We start from the raw sequence: 22,708 nt of genomic DNA on the forward strand, positions 1-22,708 counted from the left end.
GGGCTGCCGCTCCGCGGGGTGGGGATGGTCCGCCATGGTCGCCTCCGGGATCGCGCGTCGCGTTTCGGTCGTTGCCTGAAAAAATGCGTTGCCTGAAAAACGCCCGGCCCGTGCGCGACGTTCCGGTCCGGGCCTGCGCCCGCCCCCTCCGACGGACGAACAGCTCCCGCATGCAGAACCCGTTCACCGCCCCAGGTTTCGGCCCTCGCTTGGGCTTCGGCCTGAAGCCCGGCCTCGCGCTCGCCGCCCTGGTCCTGTCCGTGACCGGCGGGCACGCCCAGGACCGCGGCAGCGTCAACCCGAAGCCGCTGCCGCCGCTCGAGCATCCGGACGCGCCCTCGACCCCGGCCAAGGCCCTGTTCGGCCGCGTCACCCGGGCCTCCGGCGGGCCGGCCCACATCTACGGGTTCTACGCCAAGGGCTGCTTCGCCGGCGGCGAGGCGCTGGCGATGGACGGGCCGAACTGGCAGGTGATGCGTCCGTCCCGCAACCGGATGTGGGGCACGCCGGTCCTGATCGATTTCGTCGAGCGCCTGTCGCAGAAGGCCGCCCGGGTCGGCTGGCCGGGGCTGCTCGTCGGCGACATGGCCCAGCCCCGCGGCGGCCCAATGATCACCGGCCACGCCTCGCACCAGATCGGCATCGACGCCGACATCTGGCTGACCCCGATGCCCGACCACCGCATGAGCCGGGCGGAGCGCGAGGAGACCTCGGCCACCGACATGGTCCGCCGGGACCGCCTCGACATCGACCCCGAGGTCTGGACCCCGACGCACCTGCAGCTGATCAAGCTCACCGCCGAGCAGCCGGAGGTGGAGCGCATCTTCGTCAACGCGGCGATCAAGAAGGCCCTGTGCCGGGACGCCGCGGGCAGCCGCTGGATGTCGAAGGTGCGCCCGATGTACGGGCACAATTACCACTACCATATCCGGCTCTCCTGCCCGGCCGGCCAGGACGATTGCCAGCCCCAGGGGGCGCCCCCGGCCGGGGATGGCTGCGACGACCTGAGCTACTGGTTCTCGGACGCGGTGCTGCATCCGAAGCCGCCCAAGGTGCCGCCGAAGGCCAAGCCCGCCATGACCATGGCGGCCCTGCCGTCCGCCTGCCGGGCGGTGCTCAAGGCGCCGTAGCCTCGCCGGGACCGGGATCGCGGCGGCTCAGTCCAGGCAGCGCGCGAAGTAGAGCTGCCGGATCCGCTCCATGGCCTGATACGCCTCCCCCGGCCTGAAGGTCATGAGCTCCGGGCCGTCGGGGACGCGGCCGAAGAACGACCGGGGGAGATCGACCACGAAGCCGCGCTCGCCCGTGTACAGCCCGTCCCGGTTCTTCACGTTGACCGAGCCGCAGATGATCGACCCGCCGCTGCGGCGCAGCACGGTGACCTTCGCGTCCGGGCTGTTCAGGTGCCGCCCGATCAGGTCGAGGACCGCGCGGGTGTCCGCCGGTCCCAGGGCGGCGCCGGAGCCGTCGTCCACCGACTGGGCGCGGGCTCCCGACGCGGCGGCGGCCATCGCGAGGCAGAGCAGGGCGGATACGGCTCGGATCATGCGGTGCTGCCTGCGCTCCTCGCGCATCGTCTTCTTCCGAGAGCCGGCGGCCGACATTCGGGACGAGGCTCCAGACGCGCCACGCTACGGGGTGCGAGGCCAGCGGGAAAGCGTGCGATCCGGATTTCGAAGCCACTCCGGACCGATTGCAGCACTATCCATGACGTCATCGCCCACCGACAGAGCCTCACGGGAGGTTTCGGCAGGCTATAACGGCGCCGGTCAATAATAATATGCGCCTTCTATGAGGCCGGAGTCTTATTTTTTCCTGTCGGCTGACGGCTCACTTGTTTCCCGGGACGAACCCGTATGGAACGGGCGGCGTGCCCGTGCGGGCGCGGACGAGGAGATCGCAGCGTGACCCGATGGCTGACGGCCGTGATGATCTCCACCACGCTGATGAGCGCGCCGGCGTGGGCGCGCCTCGGGGTGGACGACAAGGCGTCGCTCTGGCCGCGCGCCTCCAGGGCCGACAAGGTCGATTTCACCGACCGGATGGGCAAGGCGATGCGCACGCTCTCGCCCGATCTCGACAGCCGCTACTTCATGCACTGCCTGGAGGAGACGGCGAATATCGGCGACACCAAGGACCTGACGCTGAACGACATGGTGCGCACCTGCCTGTCGCTGCACGCCCGGGACGCGAAGGATCCGGAATGAGCGCCCGGTGCCGGGCGTGATCCGCCGGGCCGGCAGGGGAATCGCCGGCGCGGCGCTCGGCCTCACCCTGCTCGCAGCCGCGGCGACCGGCGGCCCGGCCCAGGGCCTGCCCGACCGCCCCGGCGCGGCGATCGGTCCGGACGACGCGCAGGCGGTGCTCGCCCTCATCGAACGGGACCTGCGAAGCACAGACGCCCGGCTGGCCGGCCTCCGGCGGGGCCGCGCCGGGGGGATCTGCGGGACGGTCGAGGTCAGGAACCGCATGGGAACCTACACGGGCCCGCGCCCCTTCGTGGCCGATCTCGGTGCCGGGTTCGCCGGGCGGCTGCCGGAGGGCGCCGAACTGCGCAATCCCGGGAGCGCGGCCGACTTCACGAGACTGGAGCGCGCGCGGGCGATGTTCGTGGAGAACTGTATCGACCGGTGATATCCAGGCCCGATCCCAGATCCGCGCCGGACGCGCCCGCCGGATCGGCTGTCGGGATCGCCACACGGCACCGGCGTCCCTGATGGAGTGTTCCCGCATGCGAATCCGCAGCCTGTTGCCGACGACGCTCGTGTTGGCCGTCCTCGCGGCGCCGGCCCTGGGCCAGGCGCCGAAAGAGCCGCCGGCAGAACCGCCGGCCAACGCCCTGAAGGCCGCAAAGCTCGCCGGGCTGGCCGGCTTCGTGAACGTCCATTGCCAGGCGCTGCGGACCGACGGCGACCGCTTCAAGAGCGTGGTCCAGGCGATGGGCGTCGATCCGGCGGACCTCGAGCGCGACACCCTGCTGCTGCAGGCGCGCGCCTACCTCGCCGTCTACGAGAAGGACGTGCCGGCCAGCTGTGCCCGCGCGGACGAGATGTTCGGCCGCACCGGCAAGGTCGTCCCGGGCGTGTTCGTGCCGCGCTGATCGCCGAACCCGGCGCGACGTGCTAGGGCCACCAAATGCCCCGCTGGCTTTTCCTCATCCTCGTCACCGCCCTCGCCCTCTCGGTCGTGGGCGGGGTGCTTATCGTGCTGCGCAGCCCGCGGAGCACCCCCCAGCCCGAAGCGGGCGCCGTCACCGCGCCGGCGGTGCCGGTGCCGGCTGCGCCGACGCGGCCGGGCGGCAACCCGTAACGCTCAGGCGGCGATCCCGGTCCCCACCGGGCAGCTCACGCCGGTGCCGCCGAGCCCGCAATAGCCCGCCGGGTTCTTGGCGAGGTATTGCTGGTGGTAGCCTTCCGCGAAGTAGAAGTGCTGCAGCGGCACGATCTCGGTGGTGATGTCGGGGAAGTCGCGCGCCCGCAGGGCCTCGGCGTAGGCCGCGCGCACGGCCTTGGCGGTCGCCTCCTGCTCCGGGCCGGTGGTGTAGATGCCCGAGCGGTACTGCGTGCCGACATCGTTGCCCTGGCGCATGCCCTGCGTCGGGTTGTGGCTCTCGAAGAACGTCCGCAGCAGGGCGTCGCGGGGCAGAACCGCGGGATCGAAGGCCACCAGCACGACCTCGTTGTGACCGGTCTTGCCGGTGCAGACCTCCTCGTAGGTCGGGTTCGGGGTGTAGCCCCCGGCATAGCCGACCGCCGTGACGAACACGCCCTTCGGCAGCTGCCAGAACCGGCGCTCGGCCCCCCAGAAGCAGCCGAGCCCGAGCACGATCGTCTCGATCCCCGGGGGATAGGGGCCCTTGAGCGGGTTGCCGTTGACGAAATGGGTCTCGGTGGTCGGGACGGGATTCGGGCGGCCCGGCAGAGCCGCGGCGGGGCTCGGCATCTCGGGGCGCTTGCGGAACAGGAACATCGTCTCTCGCCTTCCGGGGCTCAGGGCTCGATCGGAATATGGGGCCGGCCCGGACGCCAAAGAAGCGGGCGGGAAAGCAGCCGAGACGCTGGGCATGACAGCTTTGGCCGTCTGCAAGAGCGTACAGCCTGCTGGAAACCCGTGCGTCCGTGGCTAATCCCGACCGGAGGACTGGACCGGGCCTGCGAATTCCGGCTTGTAGGCGCAAGGGAGCCGCCCGCACAGGTCGCGGCGTGAGGGGCTGAAGCCGGATGGAGACGGGCTGGACCGCCACGAGCCACGTGCTGGACAATCTCAGGGCGGAATCGAACCGGGGCGACCCGTTCGCCGCGGCCGTGCGGGCGACCCGGATGCCGATGATCGTCACCGATCCCCGGCAACACGACAACCCGATCGTGTTCGCGAACGACGCCTTCCTGACGCTCACCGGTTATTCGCGGCTGGAGGTGACCGGGCGCAATTGCCGCTTCCTGCAGGGGCCGGAGACCGACCCGGCCGCGATCGACCGCCTGCGCGCCGCGGTCCGGCGGGAGGACGACATCAAGATCGACCTCCTGAACTACCGCAAGGACGGCTCGGTCTTCCAGAACGCGCTGTATGTCGGGCCGGTGCGGGATGCGGCCGGGACGGTCGTCTACTATTTCGCGTCCCAGATCGACGTGAGCGAGCACTACGCGCTCACCGCCGAGATCGCGCGGCTGACGGAGGAGCTCGCCGCGGCGCGGGCCCAGCTCGCGGGGCGGTAGGACCGCCGATCAGGGCTTCGTCAGGAACCCGATCGGCTCCCGGCCCGGCTGGCCGAGCCAGAGCAGCACCGCGCCGAGCCCCAGGCCGATCAGCGAGGCCGGGGCCAGGGTGAGCGGCAGGCCCAGGAGGTGCCAGAGCCAGGGCGCCGCCCCCTCGATGCTGCCCTGCAGGGTGCCGGCCTTGTCCTTGGACAGGGTCGCGATCACGTCCGAGAGCGGCGTCACCCGCAGGCCGTTGTTGGCGATCGAGCGGGCGCCGTCATAGACCAGGGCGACGAAGCCGCCGGCCATCAGCAGGAAGCCCAGGACGCGGGCCAGGAAGCGGAACATCGCGGGGTCTTCTGAGCCATGTCTGGCGCCGGGAGGGACGCCCGCCCCGGGAGTATGGGGCCGGGCCGCCGGGTGCAAGCGGCGGCATGCTGCGCGCGGCCTGCGAGCGGTTGCCGGCCCCGGGGGGCCATGCCACAGGGTCGCCCGGCGGGGGCTTGCCGTGAGGATTTCCCCCGGAGGACCGGTCGACCTTGGATGCGCGCGTGAACACACTCGGCCTGGTGATCTTCGATTGCGACGGCGTCCTCGTGGACAGCGAGCCCCTGAGCCTCGCCTGCCTCACCGCCGGCCTGAACCGGATCGGGGTCGCGATCACCTTCGAGACGGTGCGGGCGCGCTTCACCGGCACCTCCATGGTGTCGATCATGGACCACGTCGCGCGCGATTACGGCGTCACCGCGCCCCCGGGCTTCGTGGAGGCGGTCAAGGCCGAGACGCTGGCGCTGTTCGATGCCGAGCTGCGAGCGATGCGGGGCGTCGCCGAGGCGGTCGCGGCCCTGGGCCTGCCGTCCTGTGTCGCGTCGAGCAGCGACCCGGTGCGGCTGCGCCATTCTCTCAGCCTGACCGGGCTCCTGCCGCTGTTCGGCGAGCGCGTCTTCTCCTCGGCGCAGGTCGCCCGGGGCAAGCCCTTCCCGGACCTGTTCCTGTTCGCGGCCGCCCGCATGGGCGCGGGGCCGGACGCCTGCCTGGTGATCGAGGACAGCGTGCCCGGGGTCACGGCGGCCCGAAGCGCCGGCATGCGGGTCGCCGGCTTCACCGGCGGCGGCCATTGGGGGCACGACCCCGCGGGCGCGGACCTGATGACGGCCGGCGCCGACCAGGTCTTCTCGGATTTCTCCGACCTCGCCGCGGTGATCGCCGCCGCCTGACCGATCGCATCTCCCGGAGGCCCGAACCGGACCGGCTTCCTGCCAGGCCGGCCCCGAAAATCGGAACCCCATTCCGTTGACGGACCGGCGGCCGGCGCCCATCTTGATCGTCGCCGAACCGGACGTTTCGCGACCTCCGACGGCCGCGGTGATTTGAGAAGCGTAGCTTGCGCCGCGTCATCAAACGCTAAAGCACTGCGACGGCGCCCGCGCCGCGCGGTCCTTCAGTCTGGAGGACAGTCGATGTCGATCCGAACCGTCTCCCTTCGACGCCCGCTCCGTTCCGTATCCGGCGCCCCGGCCCATCGGTGGCGCTGTCGATGCCGCGTGGGTCTCACGGCAAAACCCGGGATGCGCGCCCGAGCCTGAACCGACCGAGCGTCGGTCCGGCGGCAGCGCATCCGTCACATCGGGGGCGCAAGAGACGCGCGCGCGCCGATCGGCGAGCCCCGAGCCCTTCGACGATCCAAACCATCACCCGCATTCCGGCACGGCCCTGGCGCCGGCCATCGCAGGATTCCGTCCCATGCCCAGTCTCGACATCGCGTTCACGCCGACAGACCGTCCCGACCTCCCCGACACGCTTCCACCTGACGGCACCTTTGCGCCTGACGATCTGGCCCGCCCGGAGCGGACCGAGCCGCCGCGGGTGATCGAGATCGGCGAGATCACCGCCGGCATCGCCGTGCCGGAGGGGCGCGGCGTGCGGTTCTTCTCGTCGGCGCGGGATTTCGACGGGCTCGACGGCGCGGTGTTCCGCAACGCCGAGCAGGCGGCCCGTGCCGCCCGCGAGCGGATTGCAGGCCGCCGCTCAGCCGCCCGTGGCGGTGAGGCTGCGGCTGCGGAGCTCCGGCGCCGCCGGGCCTGACGGGGCGCGCTCTACCGCGCGCACTCGTCCCGGGTGCGCTTCATCGCCTCCGCGAACCCGGCGAGCGCATATTCGTCGCTCGTCGGGTTGCCGCGCAGCGAGGTGGTCTTGATCACCAGCTTCGGGTTGCGCGCGCTCATCTCGGAGACCACCCGGGCCTCCTCGGCGGGGTTCTGCAGCCAGGCATTCCCGTCCTTCACGACGAGGCCGTAGCGGCCGGCGCCGAGGTTGAGGCTCGGGTCCGTCGGGGCCGCGGCGGAGCCCGGCTTGACCTGGGAGGCCGCGGGCTTCGACGGGAAGCCCAACATCACCGCGACCTCGTTCTGGACGTTCTCGCCCTTGCGCACGCTCACGAACAGGTAGGCGGTGTCGCGCTTCAGGGTCTTGGGCGAGCGGGCCTGCGGCTGCGCGATGGCGTAGCAGAGCTTGGCGCGGCCATCGCCGTTCACGAACACGTTCCAGTCGCCGAAGATCGCCACCGGGGTGGCCTGCTGCATCCCGGGTGGGGTCGCGGCCTTCTTCTCGGCCCGCGGCGTCCGCTCCCGGCGCGAGCGGCGCCCGCGCCGGGCGGGGGCGGCATCCGTGAAGCCGTCCGGCTGCGCCTCCTGGGCCTGGGCGACCGACGCGGACAGGCCGACGCTCCCGACAACGGCGCCGACGAGGCCGGTGACGAGACCGGATGCGAGCAGGGCGAGGGCTCCGACCGGGAGCAGGCGGGGGACGCGGACCATCTTCACTTCCTGACGACGGGCGGCCCCATGCGCGGGGCCGGACCGGGGATCGGGAATAGTGAAGCTCGCGTAAGAAGTCGGCAAGATGGCGGCCAAGGTCTTCATCGCGGCCGGGATCTTCGGTCACCGCGATTCGCGGTCGGCCGAAGCGATGGCGGCCCGGCGCGCGGCGGACCGGCTCAGACGGCCCGCACCTCGGCGGCCAGCGCCGCGATCACCGCCGCGGGCACTGGCACGGTCGCGGCCGGCTCGGCCTGTGCGGCGGCGGGCGTGACGGCGTTCGGCTGAGCCGGCGCGGCGCGCTTGCGGGGCGGATCGTTGTAGGGGGTGTTGTAGCCCTTGCGGACGGCCGACCAGTAGGTTTCCCGGGTCAGGCCCGAGCCCGTCAGGGCGGCATCGATCATGGCGGTGGCCCGTGCCGCGAGGTCTGGCACCTCGTCCGGCTTCAGCCAACTCTCGACAGGCATCATGCGATCTCCGATCCACACAGCCGAGCTTCTAACGGACCACACTTAGCCAGAGGGTGAACGCGCGGGCCGGCGGAAGGTTGCGATGCACAAATTTCCGCCGGGCCTGTGGGTTGGTGTGGAGCATCGCCCCCGCCGGGTCGGAGCGGGCGGAGGGAGGCGCAGGGACCGATACCCGGCGCAGCCAATCCTGCCTCGCGGCCGAGGCTGTGTCCGCGTAGGTCGCGCGCGAGGTTGCGATCATCGACGGCATCAAGCCCGGCATGGCCGACGCGCAGCACGGTCGCGTCGTAGCCCACGACGGCGCGCCGGCCGAGGCTGGGCAACGCAGAGACGAAGCGTCCCGGGCGCACGAGCGGGACTTCTGAGAAGTCCCTGATCCGGGTGCCGTATATCATCCCGGATAGGCCGGAGCCGACCGCGGGCCGGACAGCGCGGTGATCCGGCGCAGCGTTCACAGGGCGCGGGATCGGAGGCTCAATGAAGGGCCGACCGGATGATCCCCCGGCTGTCGTGCGACAGCTCCGGAGCCAGCGGCGCCACGCCTCGCGTTCGAGCTCACGGGCGATGGACGACCAGGTCGAAGCCCTCGTCCTGGGTCGGCGCCACGAAGTATTGTGTAAACAGCGCGAATTGCGCGTCGGTAACGGTGAACTCATGCGTGCCGGCCGCATTCCGCGTCCGCAGGCGCGCCCTGCACACGTCATCGGCCACATCGAGATAGTGGAGCCGGTGGGCTGCGCCGGCTTCCTCGAACAGGGTGCGCATCCAGTCCCGGCTGGCGCGCGTGTTGGCGGGGAAATCCAGCACCACCGAGAGCCCGGCCCGGAGCAGGTCGACCACGTGCGGGCCCATCACGCCGCGCAGACGGGTCGAATGGCGGACATAATCGGCCGGGGTGGCCTGTTCGTCGGGATACAGCCGGGCGAGCCAGCGATCCTCGGCCACCACGATGGTGCCGGGCGCCGCGCCGAGGCGGGCGGTGAGCGTCGATTTGCCGGCGGCGATCTTACCGCAGACGAGATGCAGCGTCGCTTGTTGGGCAGGCATGACGGTCGACCTTGGGCACGGCGCACCGGGCGCCAGAGTGTTCACGGGCGGGCAGACCCGGCCTGACGGATCAGGCCGGGCCGTTAATGCGGCTGCGGATCGCAGCGGCCGCGCGGTGAATCGATAAGGTCATGGGCGGCATCTGACAGATCCCGGCGGGCGAGACCAGGGGGCGCCGGGGATGTCAGATCCGAGGTCCCTGAGCCCGAGCGTTTCGGTTTTTGCCAGTATCCCCCGACGAGAGGTAATAAGACCTCACTCTGTTTGTTATGATGACCATCGAGGCTAAAATAGATCTCTGCAAAAGATTTGTTTTAGACGAAACCTGTAAAATCAGCGTCGCGTTTGCAAAATCCTCAAACAAAGCGCACATGATGTGGGCCGGCATGACTTGAGTCCGCCGGCGCACGACAGTTCCGCAGGGCAGGATGGCCATGGTTGGATCTGTGAACAGGGTGGCGGCGCCCGAACGGGCACAATGGCCGGGGACGCACAGGGCGGAGCATCCGGGCCTCGTCGGGAATCCCGGCGATGCCGCGCCGGCGACCGGTCCCGGGCCGGAGCCCCAGGCGGGGTCGCCGCTGGCCGCCGCGGAACGGCTGGGCTACGCCAAGCTGTCCCAGATCAGCGGCGTCCTCCTGTCCCTGGCGTCGGCCCGGACCAGCGGACGGGACGTCGCCGCCTCCGCGCTTCAGGCGGCCGGCCAGAAGCTCCGGCGGCTCAAGGCGGAGGCCCTGGCGGCCGCGGCCTCCGGGGACACCAAGGCGGCGGCCCGCATCGCCGAGGCGTTGACCGAGGTGGCCCGGGAGGTCGCCGATGCCGCCCGGGACTACGCCGCCGCCGGCGGGGACGGGGCCCTCACACAGGCGACGCTCGCCGAGGCTGCGGCGGCGATCGATGTCGGCGCGGCGCCCGAGCGGGACGCAGGAAGCTCCGACATGCCGCGGGCTGCGGCGGGCCTTTTCGCGGACGTGTTGAACTCGGCGATGGGCCTGAACGCCGCGGCGGCGGACGATCCGGGCGCGGCCTCCCCGCATCCGGCCGCCGCCGACACGTCCGATCTGCCGCGATCCCCGCTGGAGGACGCACCTTATCCCGGCGCGTTGCTCCGGCACGAATCGGACGATCGGATCGACGACGGCGGCGTCCAGGCCGACGCGCACGCGATGCTGGACGAGGCCCTGGCGCTGAAGCGGACGATGCGGCGGGTCATGGCCCGCCAATCGGCCGCGCCCGCGCGGATCGATCCCGCGATCCAGACCGATATCGCCGCCTCGGGCGCCCGCCCGAGCGGCATCTGGCCTCGCGTCTTCTGACGCGCGCACCGAAACCACAGGATCTCTCGCCATGGACAAGGTCAACGCGACGACAGCCCGGCCCGCCGAGCAGCACGCCGCAGAAGCGCACCGCGCGCAGCAATCCAGCGCGACCGACAGGATCGACAAGCAGGCGGCCGAGAACAAGGTCCGGGACGCCAAGCTGGAGCGCGACGAGCAGGCCAGAAAGGCAATCGACAGCCGGCCGTCGCAGGCGCACCTGAACTTTCAGGCCTCGCTGCATGCGAACCGGAGCGAGGCCGAACTCAAGACCTCATCGTCCTGAGGCCCCCTGGCCGATCCGGCCGAGCCGGCGGGACACCGGCCCAGAGCGCTCGCCGCCGAAGTGGATACCGGTTCGGCGGCGGAGCCCCGATCTCCCGCCCCCGCTGCGGGTGCGCCGTCAGCCGAGCCGTTCGATCCAGCCCTGCGCCTGCGTCCGGACGTTGTCCGGCGCGGTGCCGCCGTAGCTGGTCCGGCTGGCCACCGAGTTCTCGACCCCGAGCACGGCGTAGACCGCGTCGGTGATGCGCGGCTCGGCCTCCTGCATCTCGGGCAGCGACAGGTCCTCCAGTCCCACCCCCTTGGCCGAGGCGGCGCCGACCAGGCGGCCGGTGACGTGATGGGCCTGGCGGAACGGCAGGCCGAGCTCGCGCACCAGCCAGTCGGCGAGATCGGTGGCGGTGGCGTAGCCGGAACCGGCGGCTCGGGCGAGCACCGCGGCGTTGGGCTCCAGGTCCTTCACCATGCCGGTCATGGCGGCCAGGCACAGGGAGAGCGCCTGGAGGGCGTCGAACGTGCCCTCCTTGTCCTCCTGCATGTCCTTCGAATAGGCGAGCGGCAGGCCCTTCATCACGACCAGCAGGCCGGTGAGCGCGCCGATGATCCGGCCGGACTTGGCCCGCACCAGCTCGGCCGCGTCGGGGTTGCGCTTCTGCGGCATGATCGACGAGCCGGTGGTGTAGCCGTCCGACAGCTTGACGAAGTTGAACTGCGCCGAGGTCCAGATCACCAGCTCCTCGGCGAAGCGCGAGAGATGCACGGCGCAGATCGAGGCGGCGGCGAGCGATTCCAGGGCGAAGTCGCGGTCGGCGACCGAATCCAGGGAGTTGGCGGTGGGCCGGTCGAATCCCAACGCGGACGCGGTGGCGTGCCGGTCGATCGGGAAGGACGTGCCGGCGAGCGCCGCGGCGCCGAGCGGGCACTCGTTGAGCCGTGCCCGCGCGTCGCGGAACCGGCCGCGGTCCCGGGCCAGCATCTCGACATAGGCCAGGCAATGATGGCCGAAGGTGACCGGCTGGGCCGACTGGAGATGGGTGAAGCCCGGCATCACCGTGCCGGCGTGCTTGAGCGCCGTGTCCGCCAGCGCCCGCTGCAGGTCGGCGGCCTGCTGGTCGAGGGAGTCGAGGGTGTCGCGCACCCACAGCTTCATGTCGGTGGCGACCTGGTCGTTGCGCGAGCGCGCGGTGTGCAGGCGCCCGGCGGCCGGGCCGACGATCTCGGTGAGCCGGCTCTCCACCGACATGTGGATGTCCTCGAGCTCGCGCTTGAACACGAACCGGCCCGCCTCGATCTCGTCGCGGACGGACTTGAGCCCGGCCTCGATCGCGGCCACATCGTCTGCCGGGAGGATGCCGGCCGCGCCGAGCATCGCCACATGCGCCAGCGAGCCGCGGATATCCTGGGGCGCGAGGCGCTTGTCGAATCCGATGGAGGCGTTGATCTCCTCCATGATCTCCGCCGGGCCGCTGGCAAAGCGGCCGCCCCACATCCGGTTGCTCATGTCGATCCTTCCGCGCCCTGAACGTCCCGAGGGCCGAGCCTGATGCCCGGCCGCACATCCATCCTGGCCGGCGCGGGCCTCGCTGCGCTCGCCGTCCTTGGGACCGCCCTATACGGGAGCGGTCTCCTGCCCGGCAACATGGCCGGGGCGCCCCAGCCCTGCGCGGGGGCAACACAAGCGGTCGCCCGGGTCGATGCGTCCGCCAAGGGCGAGGTCGCCGGCATGCAGGCCGTGACGCAGGCGCGGCCCGCGCCGGAGATCCGGTTCAAGGGGCCGGACGGCGCCGAGACCGCGCTGTCCGACCTCAAGGGCCGGCTGCTGCTGGTCAACCTCTGGGCGACCTGGTGCGCCCCCTGCAAGGCCGAGATGCCGGCGCTCGACCGCCTCCAGGCGGAACTCGGCGGCCCCGATTTCACGGTCGTGGCGATCAACGTCGACACGCGCAACCTCGACAAGCCGCCGGAATGGTTGAAGCAGGCTGGCATCCACGCCCTCGCCTTCTACGCCGACCCGGGCGGGCGCGTGCTGCCCACGATCCAGCGCGACACGCAATCCCCGGGCCTGCCGACCACGATGCTGATCGACCCGCAGGGCTGCACCATCGGGGTGATGAAGGGCCCCGCCGCCTGGTCGAGCCCGGACGGGCTGGGGTTGATCCGCGCGGTTTTGGGGCGGACGTCCTGAAGCATCGTTCCGAAAGGTGGCCGCCAGCTTTCGGAACGATGCGCTCGAGGGTTCAGGTGCGCTCGTAAGTGAGGAACCGCCCCTCCGGCGCCAGTTGCTGGATGAGATCGAAATCCTCGCGATTGGCCGTCAGAACGGGAAGGCCAGCCCGCGCGGCGGTCAGGAAGATGAGCGCATCGGCGAGGCAGGCCGTGCGCTGATGCCTCTGGTAGCTCTGAAGGCGCGCGAGGGTGCCGGCGACAAGTCCGGCATCCGCGAAGGTCTGTGCGTCGGGCGCCAGCAGGCGCGTCTCCGGTATGCGGCTGAAGAGTTCGGCATAGTGATCGCGCAGCGCCGCCCAGTTCGGTCCGTGCGGATCGGCGGCGGCCACCCCGACCGACAGTTCGGCGAGAGCGACGGCACAGTGAAACAGCAGCGCCCGCTCGATGAGCCGGTGCAGCGCCTCGGGCAGCCTGCCGGCAGCGCTATGGATATAGACACCCGTGTCCAGGACGAGGGCCACAGGCGTCGCCGCGTCGAAGGTCGTCCAATCCGGGCGTTCGCTCTACGGACGCGGAACGAGGCGGACGCTTCGCTTGTCCGGCTTGCGCCGCCGAAGCGCGCCACGCAGGTCCACGCTCAATGGGAGCCGGTGTCGAGATCGTGGTCTGCCCCGAGCCGTCCCGCCGTGCGACCGAGAAAATCCGCGACGGGATCGGATTGAGCCAGGAGCGCCAGGGCGACCATGCCGAGTTCGGTTGTCGACGTGATCCCAGCCTCCCGCTTGGCGGCATCCACCAGGGCGGGCGGCACACGGAAGCTCACGTGCTCGGACGTCTCTCCATCGAGCAGCCCGGCTTGCCGCGCTTCCTCCAGCACGGTGGCATGGATTCGCGCGGATGGCCGCGGCGCCCGCTTCCGCTGCACGGATGTGGTTTTCGGTACAGCCATTCCCTGCACCTCTCCCTCTCGAACGGCGGCAGGATAGCGCAAGGACCGATACACGGACAGATGGCGGCCCGCCCCGCCTCTTGCCGTCACCTCTTGCCCCCGCTCGCAAACCACGCCAAGCCTGCCCGCGATGAAGCCGCCTCCGAATCCCGGCCGTGCCCCATCGGCCCGCGGTCCGCGCCCGCTCTCGGCCATCCGCACCATGCTCGCGAGCGAGGCCGCGGGTGGGCTGATCCTGATGGCCGCGGCGGCGCTGGCCCTCGTGGTCGCCAACGGCCCGTTCGCTGCCGCTTACGCGCACGGGCTCCACGCCGCCCTCGGGCCGATGAGCGTGCAGCACTGGATCAACGACGGCCTGATGGCCGGGTTCTTCCTGCTGGTCGGGCTGGAGATCAAGCGCGAGGCGCTCGACGGGCGGCTGCGCACCTGGCCGGACCGGGTGCTGCCCGGCATCGCGGCGTTCGGTGGCATGGCGATGCCGGCCCTGGTCTACGCGGCGGCCAATCTCGGCGCCGGGACCCTGCGCGGCTGGGCGATCCCGGCGGCGACCGACATCGCCTTCGCGCTCGGCGTCCTGGCGCTGCTCGGCAAGCGGGTGCCGGTCTCGCTCAAGATCTTCCTGAGCGCCGTGGCCATCGTCGACGACCTCGGCGCCGTGGTGGTGATCGCGCTGTTCTACGGCTCCGGGCTCGATGCCGGGATGCTGGGGCTCGCCGCCCTCGTGCTCGCCGGCCTCTACGGCCTCAACCGGGTGGGCGTGACCTGGCTGCCGGTCTACCTGCTGCTCGGCCTGGTGCTGTGGGTGCTGGTGCTGCGCTCCGGGATCCACGCCACCGTGGCCGGCGTGCTGCTGGCGCTCACGATCCCGATCCGGGTGAGCCCCGGCCGGCCGGAGGACGTCAGTTCGCCGCTGCACCGCCTGGAGCACGCCCTGGCGCCCTGGATCACCTACCTGGTGGTCCCGGTCTTCGGCTTCGCCAATGCCGGCGTCGACCTGACCGGCCTGACGCTCGACGCCCTGCTCCAGCCGGTGACGCTCGGCATCGCCGCCGGGCTGTTCCTGGGCAAGCAGGCCGGCGTGTTCGCCAGCCTGCGGCTCGCGGTCGCGCTCGGATGGGCGCAGCGCCCGGCCGGGGCCGGCTGGGGCCAGGTCTACGGCGTCGCGGTCCTGTGCGGGATCGGCTTCACCATGAGCCTGTTCATCGGCGGCCTGGCCTTCGCGGATCCGCAGCACGAGACCGCGGTGAAGCTCGGCGTGCTCGCGGGCTCGGCCCTGTCGGGACTCGCCGGGGCGGCGATCCTCCTGCTGGTGCCTCGCCCCGCGGCCATCCGGTAGCGGCCGCCCCCGGGCTCCGTTGCGCGCGAAAATGCGCTACCCGCCTATCCATGCGGTTCTATCTCGGCCTCGCCACGACCTTCCACGATCCAGCGCTCGCCCTCGTCGGGCCCGATGGCGCCGTGCTGTTCGCCGAGGCCACGGAGCGCTTCCTCCAGTACAAGCGCGCCCCGAACTGCGAGCCGGACATCCCGGCCCGGGTGACCGGCCTCGTGCAGGCCTACATGCCGGCCGGATCGGAGATCGTGGTCGCCTCGTCCTGGGGGGCCCAGTTCGCCGACTTCCTGCGCGGGCAGGCGGGGGCCGGCGCCTTCGACCTGATGGCGCTGTCCGCCCACACCACGGCGCTCAACCGCTCCTTCGTACCCGAGCAGGCCGAGCGGGTGTTCATCGCCGACCTCCACGCCGCGCAGGCGCGGGCCGGCCACGGCACCCTGCTGGCCCTCAACCAGGAGGCGCGGATCACCGGGACGCCGCGCGCGACGATCGCCGGGCAGCGGCGCTACCCGCACCATCTCTGCCACGCCGCCTACGGGCTGTGGGGCAGCCCGTTCGCGGAGGCCACCGCCCTGGTGGTCGACGGCATGGGCGAAACCGGCGCGGTCGCGATCTACCGGTTGCGGGACGGCCGGCTCACGGAGCTGCGCCGCCACCGCGGACGCGGCTCGCTCGGCTTCCTGTACGGGCTCGTCACCGATCTCGCCGGCTTCGACCAGGTGAAGGGCGAGGAATGGAAGATCATGGGGCTCGCCCCCTACGGACGCCCCGACCCGGAGCTGGCCGCCCTGCTGGCCCGCCTCTGCACGGTCGAGGCCGGGCGCCTGCGCTTCGCCGAGGCCGCGACGATCCAGGCGGTCGCCGCCGAACTCCGCGCGCGCCGCCCCGCGGACGCCCGGGAGCAGGGCTGGGCCGACCTCGCCCGCTGCGGCCAGGATTTTTTTGGGACTTTGATGGATGTGCTGGTGGCCGAGGCGGCGGCCCTCGGCCCCTCCGAGAACCTCGTGATCGCCGGGGGCTGCGGGCTCAACTCGTCGTATAACGGCCGGGTGCTCGGCCGCTCCGGCTTCACCCGGCTGCACGTCCCCTCGGCGCCAGCCGACGACGGCAACGCCGTGGGCGCCGCGTGGCTCGCCTACGCGGAGGACCATCCGGACTGGGCCGGCCCGCCCGCGGCCTCGCGCCCGCTGACGCCCTATCTCGGCTCCCGGGTCTCCACCGCCCCGATGGAGCGGCTGGCCGAGCAGGAGCCGCGGGCCCGGCGCGTCGGCCACGCGGAGGCGACCCGGGCCGCCGCCGAAATCCTCGCCGCGGGCGGCCTCGTCGGCTGGGTGCAGGGCCGGGCGGAGTTCGGCCCCCGGGCGCTCGGCAACCGCTCGATCCTGGCCGATCCGCGGCCGGAGGGCGCCAAGGACGCGCTGAACGCCAAGGTGAAGTACCGCGAGGCGTTCCGGCCGTTCGCGCCCTCGATTCTGGCGGAGGCCGGGCCGGACTGGTTCGAGGATTACGCCGACAGCCCCTACATGGAGCGCACGCTGGTCTGGCGCGCGCCGGTCCGCGCCCGCGTGCCGGCGGTGGTCCACCAGGACGGCACCGGCCGGCTCCAGAGCGTCACGCCGGAGCGCAACCCCGCCTACGCGGCGCTGATCCGCGCCTTCGCGGACATTACCGGGGTGCCGATCCTGCTCAACACCAGCTTCAACGTGATGGGCAAGCCGATCCTCGACAGCGCGGAGGACGCCATCCTGATGTTCTACACCACCGGCCTCGACGCCCTCGTGGTCGAGGATTGGCTGGTGGTGAAATAGGACGCGCCGCGCCCCGGGGGACGCGGCGCGGACGCGACGACGGGAAAGAGAATTACTCGCAGACTTCAACGCGGCGGTAGGTGAACTCGCCGTCGCCGAGCCATTCCTTGCGGCGCTCGTAGTGGCAGATCGGGCCGCGGCGCTCGCGCACCACGACGGTCTCGGGCTCCTCGACCAGCACCCGGCGCGGGCGGTACTCCGGCGGGGGCGGCGGGGGCTGGTTGGCGCCGTTGACCAGGGCGCCGCCGACCACACCGCCGACCACGCCGGCCGCGAGGCCGCCGAGGATCGCGCCGGTCTGGTCGCGGGCGGTGGCCGGGGCGACGGCCCCGAGCACCAGGGAAGCGGCGAGGGCTGCGGCCCCGGCGCGGATCGTCATGAAGGAACCGTTCGTGGCCACGCGCTAAGTCTCCCGTCCGTGTTGAGGATGATCCAACACCGGGACGATTAAAAATCTCCGAAGCTGCGCAATTCGATCGCGTACCCGTTGTGCCGCCGGCGGGCGGGCGGCGGCAGCGGAGCGCCTCCGCCCGCTGCCGCCGCGACCTTACCGCACCGTCACTGCGCCTTGGCGGCGATGCCCTTCAGCCCGGACTCGTACACGCCCGCGATGGCCTCCTGCGCCTTGGGATCGGGGGCGCCCTTGGCCTTGAACGTGCCCGTCCAGGTCACCTTGGAGCCGTTGCCGGCCTTCGCGACCATGAGGGTCGAATGATAATCCGTGACGGGCAGCGGCCCCTCCAGGATCGTGTAGGTGTAGGCCATCTTCGCGTCGTCGCGGGATTCCTGCTCCTCGACGATGGTGCCGCCGCCCTTCAGGCTGAGGGTGCGGACATCCTTGGCGCCCTTCTTGGACGGGACGCATTTCTCGATCGCGGGATGCCAGTCGCCGATCCCGCAGAACCCGCCGATGGTCTTCCATACCGCCTCGGGCGACGCGGCGACGTCGACCGACTTGGTCACGTCCAGGGCCCAGGCCGGGCCCGCCACGCCGACGCAGCATGCGGCTGCCAACACTATGCGCTTCATCAGACGTTCCCTCGCGCTCGACGCTCACAAGGCTGGCGTCCGAGTCAGGGGCGAACCGAGTGCGCGGGCGGCACGTTGCAAGCGCGACTTTAGTCCAACATGCAGGGGCTTGAGACGCAGGGGCCCAAGATGCAGGGCCCAAGGTGCAGGGCCCAACATGCAGGCCCCCCAAGATGCAGGGCCCCGGGGCGCGGCGAGGCGCCCCGGGCGGCTCTGCTCAGAGCAGCCCGTCGAGCGAACCGATCACGCCCGTGGGCGCGAGATCCGCGTACTCGTCGGGCAGCCCCCGGCGGTTCACCCAGGCGGTCCGGAACCCGAACGCGTTGGCGCCCGCCACATCCCAGCGGTTGGACGAGCAGAACAGCACGTCCGCCTCCCCGACCGCGAGCCGGACCAGCGCGATCCGGTAGGCGTCCGGGTGGGTCTTGAACACCTGCGCGTCGTCCACCGAGAGCACCGCGTCGAGATGGTCGGCGAGCCCCGCCGAGGCCACGGCGCGGTCGACCATCGCGGCGTTGCCGTTGGTCAGGACCGCCGTGCGGAGGCCGCGCTTGCGCAAGGCCGCCAGCACGCCCGGCACCTCGGGATAGGCATCGAGGTCCCGGTAGGCGTCGAGGAGCTTCTCGCGCAATCCGGGATCCACCCCCGGATGGACCGCCAGCGCGTAGTCGAGGGCGCGCACCGTGAGGTCCCAGAAGGCGGCGTAGCGGCCCATCAGCGACAGCGTCCAGCTGTATTCGAGCTGCTTGTTGCGCCAGACCTCGGAGAGGTGCTCGGCATCCGGCCCGACCGCGTCGGCGTAGCGCTGGACCGCGGCGCTCACGTCGAACAGCGTGCCGTAGGCGTCGAACAGGACGGCCTTCACGCCCGCGAGCAGGTCCTTGGCGTCGGTCATGGCGTTCCTCACTGGCCCCTACGGGCGATCTGGGACTCGAAGGCGCGGCGGCGAGCCCGGCTCGCCCGGCCGATCGTTCTCGGATTTCGTCCGAACACGGATATCCGGACGATGGTCTACAGCATCGTCCCGAAAGGGGCCGCCGGCTTTCGGAACGATGCCCTAGGCCCGGCGCAGGCGCAGGCCGAACAGGTGCAGCAGCCCCGCCAGCAGGCCGCCGTAGACGAGAGCCCCGGCCAGCCCGAGCAGGGCCAGGACAGCGATCTCGCGCCCATGCGCCAGGGCCGGCACCAGCGCCTCGGCCAGCCCCTGGCCGTAGACGGCCACCCCCGCCAGCGCCAGGCAGGCGAGCCCCACGCCCAGCACCGTGAGGCCGAGGGTGCGGCCGGGCGCCGTCCAGCCGCGGCGGCGGGCCAGGACGACCAGCAGCAGCAGGTTCACCCACTGGCTGACCGCGGTGGCGAGCGCCAGGCCGGTGACGCCGTAGGGCCCGGTGAGCCAGAGCTTGAGCGCGACGTTGACCCCGATCGCCGTCAGCGACGCCCAGAGCGGGGTCCTGGTGTCCTGGCGGGCGTAGAAGCTCGCCACCGCGCTGCGCACCAGCACCACGGCGGGCAGGGCGAGCCCGTAGGCGGCCAGCACCGAGGCGGCCCGGGCGGCATCCTCGGCCCCGAAGGCGCCACGCTGGAACAGCGCCGCCATGATCAGGCCCGGGATGGTCAGGAACGCGACCATGAACGGCGCCGACAGGGCCAGGGAGAACCCCGCCGCCCGGTTCTGCGCCGCATGCGCGCCGGCGACGTCGCCGGAAGCGATCCGCCGGCTCATCTCCGGCAGCAGCACCGTGCCGGCCGCGATCGCGATCACCCCGAACGGCAGCTGGTAGAGCCGGTCGGCGTAGTACAGGGCCGAGACCGCACCTGTGGGCAGCCAGCTGGCGATGATCGTGTCGGCGAAGGTCGCGATCTGGAAGCCCGCCGCCCCGATCACGGCGGGCCCGAGCACCACGAAGAACCGCTTCAGCGCCGGGTCGGAGCGCGGCACGGCCAGATCCGGCATCACCCGGGCGCGGCGGCAGCCCCACCACAGCAGGCCGAACTGCAGCACCCCCGAGACCGCGACGCCCCAGGCGGCCGCGTAGGCGGCGTTGGGGAACAGGAAGCTGAGCGACAGGGCCGCCAGCATCGTGAGGTTGAGCAGCACCGGGGCGCCTGCCGCCACGGCGAAGCGCCGGTGGGCGTTGAGGATGCCCGACAGCAGCGTCACCAGCGTCATGAACAGCAGGTACGGGAAGGTGATCCGGGTCAGCGCCACCGCGAGCTGGAAGCGCTCGCCGTCCTCGGCGAAGCCCGGCGCCAGGGCGTGCACCACCCAGGGCATCGCCGGCAGGGCGAGGTTGAGCAGCACGAGCTGCACGATCAGCATCAGGGTGAAGACGCGGTCGGCGAAGTGATGCGCCTCGCCGGAGCTGCCCGCCTCGGCGAGCCCGGCATAGGCCGGCACGAAGGCGGTGTTGAACGCCCCCTCGCCGAAGATCGCGCGGAAATGGTTCGGCAGCCGGAACGCGACCACGAAGGCGTCGGCCATCGGCCCCGCGCCCATCACGGCGGCCATCACCACGTCCCGGGCAAAGCCGGTGACGCGCGAGACCAGGGTCCAGCCGCCCACCGAGAGGATGGAGCGGATCATGGACGAGACCCCACCCTCACCCCCCTGCGGGGGAGGGTAGCCCCCGGAGAGGGTCGGGAGAGGGGAGCAGCGCGCCTTGAAGGAGCGCGACGGGAGCCACATCCCCCATCGTCGCGCGCCCCCCCGTGCGGGACTTCGGCACGATCCGGCCCGGCCTGACGGCCGGCCCACCCTCCCCCGCGGAGTGGGGACGGTGAGGACGCACAAATCGTCGAGGTCGTCCTGCGGCGCGATGCGGTCCTACGGACTGGGCTGGAAATGACCTGTTACCCCGGTACAGCCCGGGTCAGCCCGGGAGCCGCATCAAGAGCCGCTTTTGTCCGCCATCTCAAGGGCGCCGCGGACACGATCGGCCCGCGGCGCCGGCTCATCCGAAGGGGCTCAGGCGGTCGCCTCGCCGTACATCTTCTCGACGTGCTCCCAGTTCACCAGGTTCTCGATGAACGCCTTGAGATAGTCGGGGCGGCGGTTGCGGTAGTCGATGTAGTAGGAGTGCTCCCACACGTCGACGCCGAGGATCGGCTTGGCGCCGTGGACCAGCGGGTTCTCGCCGTTGGGGGTCTTCAGGATCGCGAGCTTGCCGTCCTTGACGGCGAGCCAGGCCCAACCCGAGCCGAACTGGCTGACGCCCGCCTGGATGAAGTCCGCCTTGAACTTCTCGGCCCCGCCCAGATCCTCGTCGATCTTCTTGGCGATCGCACCGGGGATCGCGCCGCCGCCATTGGGCTTCATCCACTGCCAGAAGTGGATGTGGTTGTAGTGCTGGCCGGCATTGTTGAAGAGCGGCTGATTCGTGTTGTAGGCGGCCTTGACGATCTCCTCGACGCTCTTGCCCTGGAGATCCGTGCCCTCGAGCAGCTTGTTGCCGGTATCGACGTAGGCCTTGTGGTGCTTGTCGTGGTGAAACTCGAGGGTTTCCTTCGACATGTACGGCCCGAGCGCGTCGTAGGCGTAGGGCAGTTCCGGCAGCGTAAAGGTCATAGGGTCTGTCTCCGCTTGAGGCACGATGCGGAAGAGCCGGGTCCGGCGTTCCGCGCTCACCGTGCGATAACAAGGAGCTGGAGCCGGCTGTGTTTCACGGGAAACAGCAGCCCGCGCCAGCCATGGGCGGCCTCGTCCCCGGCGGGGGCTTCCGGGTCACGACTCGCTAGGTAAGTCGGTGCCCGCGCGACGGCAACGCCGTTGCGGCCAGGCTTGGCGCGAAGTTCCGGCGGATGCGTGCCCCACCGCTTCGGACGTCCGGCCCGACACGCGCCGAAAACCGGTATTCCCGGGCAATCTCGCCACCGGGTTTTGCAATATGACCGCAAGGCCTTACTGTGCGCCACGCCGTAAGCGTCGGCGGTAAGCCGGCCCGTTTCTCGAGAGTAACATGATCGCTGCGCTGTTTGCGCTCGCCGCCGCCATGGCCATCGGGGGCTGCGCCGCCGTGATCCAGGGCTTTCCCTATGTGCGTCTGGAGAGCGGCCTCGCGATGGTGATCGCGGGATCGGTCGCGGCCTCGTCGGGCGCGGTGCTGTTCGGGATCGGCGTGCTCGCCCTGGTGTTCCGGCGGCTGGAGCGGACGATCGGAATGCGGCCGGCCCTGAGTTCGGCCCCCTCCGGCGCCGCCGTGGAGAGCGCCCCGCGGCTGCCGCCGGTGCTGCCGGCCGCCCCCGCCTTCATCGTGCCGCCGATCGTCGAGCCGGCCTTCGATCCCGAGCGGCCGCGGATCGAGCCCAGCCTGCGCCTGTCCGGGGACATGCCGCCCGCGCCGGCCGAAGCTCCCAGAATCGCGGAGCCGCAGAGGCCGGCCGCGGTCGAGTCGGATTTCCCGATCCAGGCCTTCCCCACCCTTCCGGTGACGGATCCGGAGCCGCCCCACCGGCCCGCCCCGGACCCGATCGCGGCCGCGATGGCCGAGCGCAGCCCGGAGGACGACCTGTTCGCGGCGCCGGAAGCGCCGCCGCAACAGCCGGTGCCGGCCCCGGAGCCCCCGGCCCTGCGCCCGGGCCTCGACGCGGCGCCGGATCCCGAGCCCGACGCGAAGCCCGAGACCCGCACCGTCGTGGGGCGCTACGCCTCGGGCGGGAACACCTACGTGATGTTCGAGGACGGCTCGATCGAGGCGGAGACGCCGCAGGGCCGCTTCACCTTCGCGTCGCTGGACGAGTTGAAGGCCTTCGTGGACGGCGGCGGCGAATCCGGCGCGCGCGGCGCCGCCTGATGGGT

General features: G+C 71.5%; 27 protein-coding genes and 2 pseudogenes. 15 read left to right on the forward strand and 14 right to left on the reverse strand.

What is annotated here, in order from left to right; all coding sequences use genetic code 11:
- Window positions 1–170: 170 nt before the first annotated feature.
- Entirely contained in the window at window positions 171–1,130 is a 960-nt protein-coding gene (gene mepA, locus FV242_RS18475; protein WP_147939933.1) for a penicillin-insensitive murein endopeptidase, read from the forward strand.
- A 27-nt stretch (window positions 1,131–1,157) separates the two neighbouring features.
- Here the strand turns inward: mepA and FV242_RS18480 are convergent, their stop codons facing one another.
- Window positions 1,158–1,547, reverse strand: coding sequence for a hypothetical protein (locus tag FV242_RS18480; protein ID WP_147939952.1), 390 nt, complete (start codon window positions 1,545–1,547; stop codon window positions 1,158–1,160).
- A gap of 357 nt (window positions 1,548–1,904) precedes the next feature.
- Between FV242_RS18480 and FV242_RS18485 the strand changes: the two genes are divergently transcribed.
- The 4 genes from FV242_RS18485 to FV242_RS34665 all read left to right on the forward strand — a co-directional run bounded on the left by FV242_RS18485 (window position 1,905) and on the right by FV242_RS34665 (window position 3,309).
- Complete coding sequence (locus FV242_RS18485; protein ID WP_246692072.1) at window positions 1,905–2,207, forward strand: hypothetical protein; 303 nt, start codon at window positions 1,905–1,907, stop codon at window positions 2,205–2,207.
- Window positions 2,208–2,214: 7 nt separating this feature from the next.
- Window positions 2,215–2,634 (forward strand): hypothetical protein, encoded by a 420-nt coding sequence (locus FV242_RS18490; protein ID WP_147939934.1) that lies wholly within the window; start codon window positions 2,215–2,217, stop codon window positions 2,632–2,634.
- A 97-nt stretch (window positions 2,635–2,731) separates the two neighbouring features.
- On the forward strand, window positions 2,732–3,100 hold the full coding sequence (locus tag FV242_RS18495) for a hypothetical protein (RefSeq protein WP_147939935.1): 369 nt from the start codon (window positions 2,732–2,734) through the stop codon (window positions 3,098–3,100).
- 35 nt (window positions 3,101–3,135) lie between these two features.
- Window positions 3,136–3,309: a hypothetical protein gene (locus FV242_RS34665; RefSeq protein ID WP_187278477.1), complete on the forward strand. Its 174-nt coding sequence runs from the start codon at window positions 3,136–3,138 to the stop codon at window positions 3,307–3,309.
- A gap of 3 nt (window positions 3,310–3,312) precedes the next feature.
- Here FV242_RS34665 and msrA read toward each other — a convergent pair whose 3' ends face one another.
- Window positions 3,313–3,969: a peptide-methionine (S)-S-oxide reductase MsrA gene (gene msrA / locus FV242_RS18500; RefSeq protein WP_147909383.1), complete on the reverse strand. Its 657-nt coding sequence runs from the start codon at window positions 3,967–3,969 to the stop codon at window positions 3,313–3,315.
- A 251-nt stretch (window positions 3,970–4,220) separates the two neighbouring features.
- Between msrA and FV242_RS18505 the strand changes: the two are divergent.
- Window positions 4,221–4,667, forward strand: a pseudogene (locus FV242_RS18505) (PAS domain-containing protein); the annotation flags it as partial.
- Between the two features lie 57 nt (window positions 4,668–4,724).
- On the opposite strand, the gene FV242_RS18510 reads toward FV242_RS18505, so the two are convergent.
- A complete protein-coding gene (locus FV242_RS18510; RefSeq protein WP_147909385.1) occupies window positions 4,725–5,045 on the reverse strand; it encodes a PetM family of cytochrome b6f complex subunit 7 in 321 nt (106 codons plus the stop codon).
- Between the two features lie 191 nt (window positions 5,046–5,236).
- Here FV242_RS18510 and FV242_RS18515 point away from each other — a divergent pair, with 191 nt between their 5' ends.
- Window positions 5,237–5,914 (forward strand): HAD family phosphatase, encoded by a 678-nt coding sequence (locus FV242_RS18515; RefSeq protein ID WP_147909386.1) that lies wholly within the window; start codon window positions 5,237–5,239, stop codon window positions 5,912–5,914.
- A gap of 526 nt (window positions 5,915–6,440) precedes the next feature.
- Window positions 6,441–6,782, forward strand: a complete 342-nt coding sequence (locus FV242_RS18520) for a hypothetical protein (RefSeq protein ID WP_147909387.1) — start codon at window positions 6,441–6,443, stop codon at window positions 6,780–6,782.
- Window positions 6,783–6,793: 11 nt separating this feature from the next.
- Here FV242_RS18520 and FV242_RS18525 read toward each other — a convergent pair whose 3' ends face one another.
- Window positions 6,794–7,513 carry an invasion associated locus b family protein gene (locus FV242_RS18525; protein ID WP_147909388.1) on the reverse strand — a complete coding sequence of 240 codons (720 nt, stop codon included), beginning with the start codon at window positions 7,511–7,513 and terminating at the stop codon, window positions 6,794–6,796.
- Between the two features lie 179 nt (window positions 7,514–7,692).
- On the reverse strand, window positions 7,693–7,980 hold the full coding sequence (locus FV242_RS18530; RefSeq protein WP_147909389.1) for a hypothetical protein: 288 nt from the start codon (window positions 7,978–7,980) through the stop codon (window positions 7,693–7,695).
- A gap of 113 nt (window positions 7,981–8,093) precedes the next feature.
- On the opposite strand from FV242_RS18530, the pseudogene FV242_RS36285 reads away from it, so the two are divergent.
- Window positions 8,094–8,348 (forward strand): annotated as a pseudogene (locus FV242_RS36285) (CopG family transcriptional regulator).
- 190 nt (window positions 8,349–8,538) lie between these two features.
- On the opposite strand, the gene FV242_RS18540 reads toward FV242_RS36285, so the two are convergent.
- Window positions 8,539–9,030: an ATP-binding protein gene (locus FV242_RS18540; RefSeq protein ID WP_147939936.1), complete on the reverse strand. Its 492-nt coding sequence runs from the start codon at window positions 9,028–9,030 to the stop codon at window positions 8,539–8,541.
- 434 nt (window positions 9,031–9,464) lie between these two features.
- On the opposite strand from FV242_RS18540, the gene FV242_RS18545 reads away from it, so the two are divergent.
- Together FV242_RS18545 and FV242_RS18550 are read left to right on the forward strand one after the other, a co-directional pair.
- Window positions 9,465–10,346 carry a hypothetical protein gene (locus FV242_RS18545; protein ID WP_147939937.1) on the forward strand — a complete coding sequence of 294 codons (882 nt, stop codon included), beginning with the start codon at window positions 9,465–9,467 and terminating at the stop codon, window positions 10,344–10,346.
- Window positions 10,347–10,377: 31 nt separating this feature from the next.
- A complete protein-coding gene (locus FV242_RS18550; RefSeq protein ID WP_147909392.1) occupies window positions 10,378–10,632 on the forward strand; it encodes a hypothetical protein in 255 nt (84 codons plus the stop codon).
- Between the two features lie 117 nt (window positions 10,633–10,749).
- Here the strand turns inward: FV242_RS18550 and argH are convergent, their stop codons facing one another.
- The gene (gene argH / locus FV242_RS18555; protein ID WP_147909393.1) at window positions 10,750–12,129 is read right to left on the reverse strand and encodes an argininosuccinate lyase; all 1,380 of its coding nucleotides are present in this window, start codon (window positions 12,127–12,129) and stop codon (window positions 10,750–10,752) included.
- Window positions 12,130–12,171: 42 nt separating this feature from the next.
- Here argH and FV242_RS18560 point away from each other — a divergent pair, with 42 nt between their 5' ends.
- Window positions 12,172–12,813, forward strand: coding sequence for a TlpA disulfide reductase family protein (locus FV242_RS18560; RefSeq protein WP_147909394.1), 642 nt, complete (start codon window positions 12,172–12,174; stop codon window positions 12,811–12,813).
- Window positions 12,814–12,865: 52 nt separating this feature from the next.
- On the opposite strand, the gene FV242_RS18565 is transcribed toward FV242_RS18560, so the two are convergent.
- Window positions 12,866–13,315 (reverse strand): type II toxin-antitoxin system VapC family toxin, encoded by a 450-nt coding sequence (locus FV242_RS18565; RefSeq protein ID WP_246692769.1) that lies wholly within the window; start codon window positions 13,313–13,315, stop codon window positions 12,866–12,868.
- 116 nt (window positions 13,316–13,431) lie between these two features.
- Window positions 13,432–13,743: a hypothetical protein gene (locus tag FV242_RS18570; RefSeq protein ID WP_147909395.1), complete on the reverse strand. Its 312-nt coding sequence runs from the start codon at window positions 13,741–13,743 to the stop codon at window positions 13,432–13,434.
- A 130-nt stretch (window positions 13,744–13,873) separates the two neighbouring features.
- Here FV242_RS18570 and nhaA point away from each other — a divergent pair, with 130 nt between their 5' ends.
- Window positions 13,874–15,079, forward strand: coding sequence for a Na+/H+ antiporter NhaA (gene nhaA / locus FV242_RS18575; protein WP_147909396.1), 1,206 nt, complete (start codon window positions 13,874–13,876; stop codon window positions 15,077–15,079).
- A gap of 50 nt (window positions 15,080–15,129) precedes the next feature.
- A complete protein-coding gene (locus FV242_RS18580) occupies window positions 15,130–16,884 on the forward strand; it encodes a carbamoyltransferase C-terminal domain-containing protein (RefSeq protein ID WP_147939938.1) in 1,755 nt (584 codons plus the stop codon).
- A gap of 52 nt (window positions 16,885–16,936) precedes the next feature.
- Here FV242_RS18580 and FV242_RS18585 read toward each other — a convergent pair whose 3' ends face one another.
- From FV242_RS18585 to FV242_RS18605, 5 genes are all read right to left on the reverse strand, one after another.
- Window positions 16,937–17,263 carry a hypothetical protein gene (locus FV242_RS18585; protein WP_147909407.1) on the reverse strand — a complete coding sequence of 109 codons (327 nt, stop codon included), beginning with the start codon at window positions 17,261–17,263 and terminating at the stop codon, window positions 16,937–16,939.
- A 179-nt stretch (window positions 17,264–17,442) separates the two neighbouring features.
- On the reverse strand, window positions 17,443–17,913 hold the full coding sequence (locus tag FV242_RS18590) for an SRPBCC family protein (RefSeq protein ID WP_147909398.1): 471 nt from the start codon (window positions 17,911–17,913) through the stop codon (window positions 17,443–17,445).
- A gap of 217 nt (window positions 17,914–18,130) precedes the next feature.
- A complete protein-coding gene (locus FV242_RS18595) occupies window positions 18,131–18,808 on the reverse strand; it encodes a haloacid dehalogenase type II (protein ID WP_147909399.1) in 678 nt (225 codons plus the stop codon).
- A gap of 162 nt (window positions 18,809–18,970) precedes the next feature.
- On the reverse strand, window positions 18,971–20,497 hold the full coding sequence (gene murJ, locus FV242_RS18600; RefSeq protein WP_147939939.1) for a murein biosynthesis integral membrane protein MurJ: 1,527 nt from the start codon (window positions 20,495–20,497) through the stop codon (window positions 18,971–18,973).
- Window positions 20,498–20,878: 381 nt separating this feature from the next.
- The gene (locus FV242_RS18605) at window positions 20,879–21,478 is read right to left on the reverse strand and encodes a superoxide dismutase (protein WP_007567646.1); all 600 of its coding nucleotides are present in this window, start codon (window positions 21,476–21,478) and stop codon (window positions 20,879–20,881) included.
- Window positions 21,479–21,869: 391 nt separating this feature from the next.
- Between FV242_RS18605 and FV242_RS18610 the strand changes: the two genes are divergently transcribed.
- Window positions 21,870–22,703 (forward strand): hypothetical protein, encoded by an 834-nt coding sequence (locus tag FV242_RS18610; protein WP_147939940.1) that lies wholly within the window; start codon window positions 21,870–21,872, stop codon window positions 22,701–22,703.
- Window positions 22,704–22,708: the final 5 nt, after the last annotated feature.

Origin of the sequence: Methylobacterium sp. WL64, assembly GCF_008039945.1 — a bacterium.
In the GTDB taxonomy this organism is placed as follows: domain Bacteria; phylum Pseudomonadota; class Alphaproteobacteria; order Rhizobiales; family Beijerinckiaceae; genus Methylobacterium.

Coding starts and splice junctions, on each gene's coding strand:
- FV242_RS18530 (WP_147909389.1), bottom strand. CDS start 7,980: ATGCCTGTCGAGAGTTGGCTGAAGCCGGACGAGGTGCCAGACCTCGCG.
- FV242_RS18590 (WP_147909398.1), bottom strand. CDS start 17,913: ATGAAGCGCATAGTGTTGGCAGCCGCATGCTGCGTCGGCGTGGCGGGC.
- FV242_RS18560 (WP_147909394.1), top strand. CDS start 12,172: ATGCCCGGCCGCACATCCATCCTGGCCGGCGCGGGCCTCGCTGCGCTC.
- FV242_RS18610 (WP_147939940.1), top strand. CDS start 21,870: ATGATCGCTGCGCTGTTTGCGCTCGCCGCCGCCATGGCCATCGGGGGC.
- FV242_RS18585 (WP_147909407.1), bottom strand. CDS start 17,263: ATGACGATCCGCGCCGGGGCCGCAGCCCTCGCCGCTTCCCTGGTGCTC.
- msrA (WP_147909383.1), bottom strand. CDS start 3,969: ATGTTCCTGTTCCGCAAGCGCCCCGAGATGCCGAGCCCCGCCGCGGCT.
- murJ (WP_147939939.1), bottom strand. CDS start 20,497: ATGATCCGCTCCATCCTCTCGGTGGGCGGCTGGACCCTGGTCTCGCGC.
- argH (WP_147909393.1), bottom strand. CDS start 12,129: ATGAGCAACCGGATGTGGGGCGGCCGCTTTGCCAGCGGCCCGGCGGAG.
- nhaA (WP_147909396.1), top strand. CDS start 13,874: ATGAAGCCGCCTCCGAATCCCGGCCGTGCCCCATCGGCCCGCGGTCCG.
- FV242_RS18480 (WP_147939952.1), bottom strand. CDS start 1,547: ATGATCCGAGCCGTATCCGCCCTGCTCTGCCTCGCGATGGCCGCCGCC.
- FV242_RS18525 (WP_147909388.1), bottom strand. CDS start 7,513: ATGGTCCGCGTCCCCCGCCTGCTCCCGGTCGGAGCCCTCGCCCTGCTC.
- FV242_RS18570 (WP_147909395.1), bottom strand. CDS start 13,743: ATGGCTGTACCGAAAACCACATCCGTGCAGCGGAAGCGGGCGCCGCGG.
- FV242_RS18540 (WP_147939936.1), bottom strand. CDS start 9,030: ATGCCTGCCCAACAAGCGACGCTGCATCTCGTCTGCGGTAAGATCGCC.
- FV242_RS18510 (WP_147909385.1), bottom strand. CDS start 5,045: ATGTTCCGCTTCCTGGCCCGCGTCCTGGGCTTCCTGCTGATGGCCGGC.
- FV242_RS18580 (WP_147939938.1), top strand. CDS start 15,130: ATGCGGTTCTATCTCGGCCTCGCCACGACCTTCCACGATCCAGCGCTC.
- FV242_RS18550 (WP_147909392.1), top strand. CDS start 10,378: ATGGACAAGGTCAACGCGACGACAGCCCGGCCCGCCGAGCAGCACGCC.
- FV242_RS18605 (WP_007567646.1), bottom strand. CDS start 21,478: ATGACCTTTACGCTGCCGGAACTGCCCTACGCCTACGACGCGCTCGGG.
- FV242_RS18595 (WP_147909399.1), bottom strand. CDS start 18,808: ATGACCGACGCCAAGGACCTGCTCGCGGGCGTGAAGGCCGTCCTGTTC.
- FV242_RS34665 (WP_187278477.1), top strand. CDS start 3,136: ATGCCCCGCTGGCTTTTCCTCATCCTCGTCACCGCCCTCGCCCTCTCG.
- FV242_RS18495 (WP_147939935.1), top strand. CDS start 2,732: ATGCGAATCCGCAGCCTGTTGCCGACGACGCTCGTGTTGGCCGTCCTC.
- mepA (WP_147939933.1), top strand. CDS start 171: ATGCAGAACCCGTTCACCGCCCCAGGTTTCGGCCCTCGCTTGGGCTTC.
- FV242_RS18545 (WP_147939937.1), top strand. CDS start 9,465: ATGGTTGGATCTGTGAACAGGGTGGCGGCGCCCGAACGGGCACAATGG.
- FV242_RS18520 (WP_147909387.1), top strand. CDS start 6,441: ATGCCCAGTCTCGACATCGCGTTCACGCCGACAGACCGTCCCGACCTC.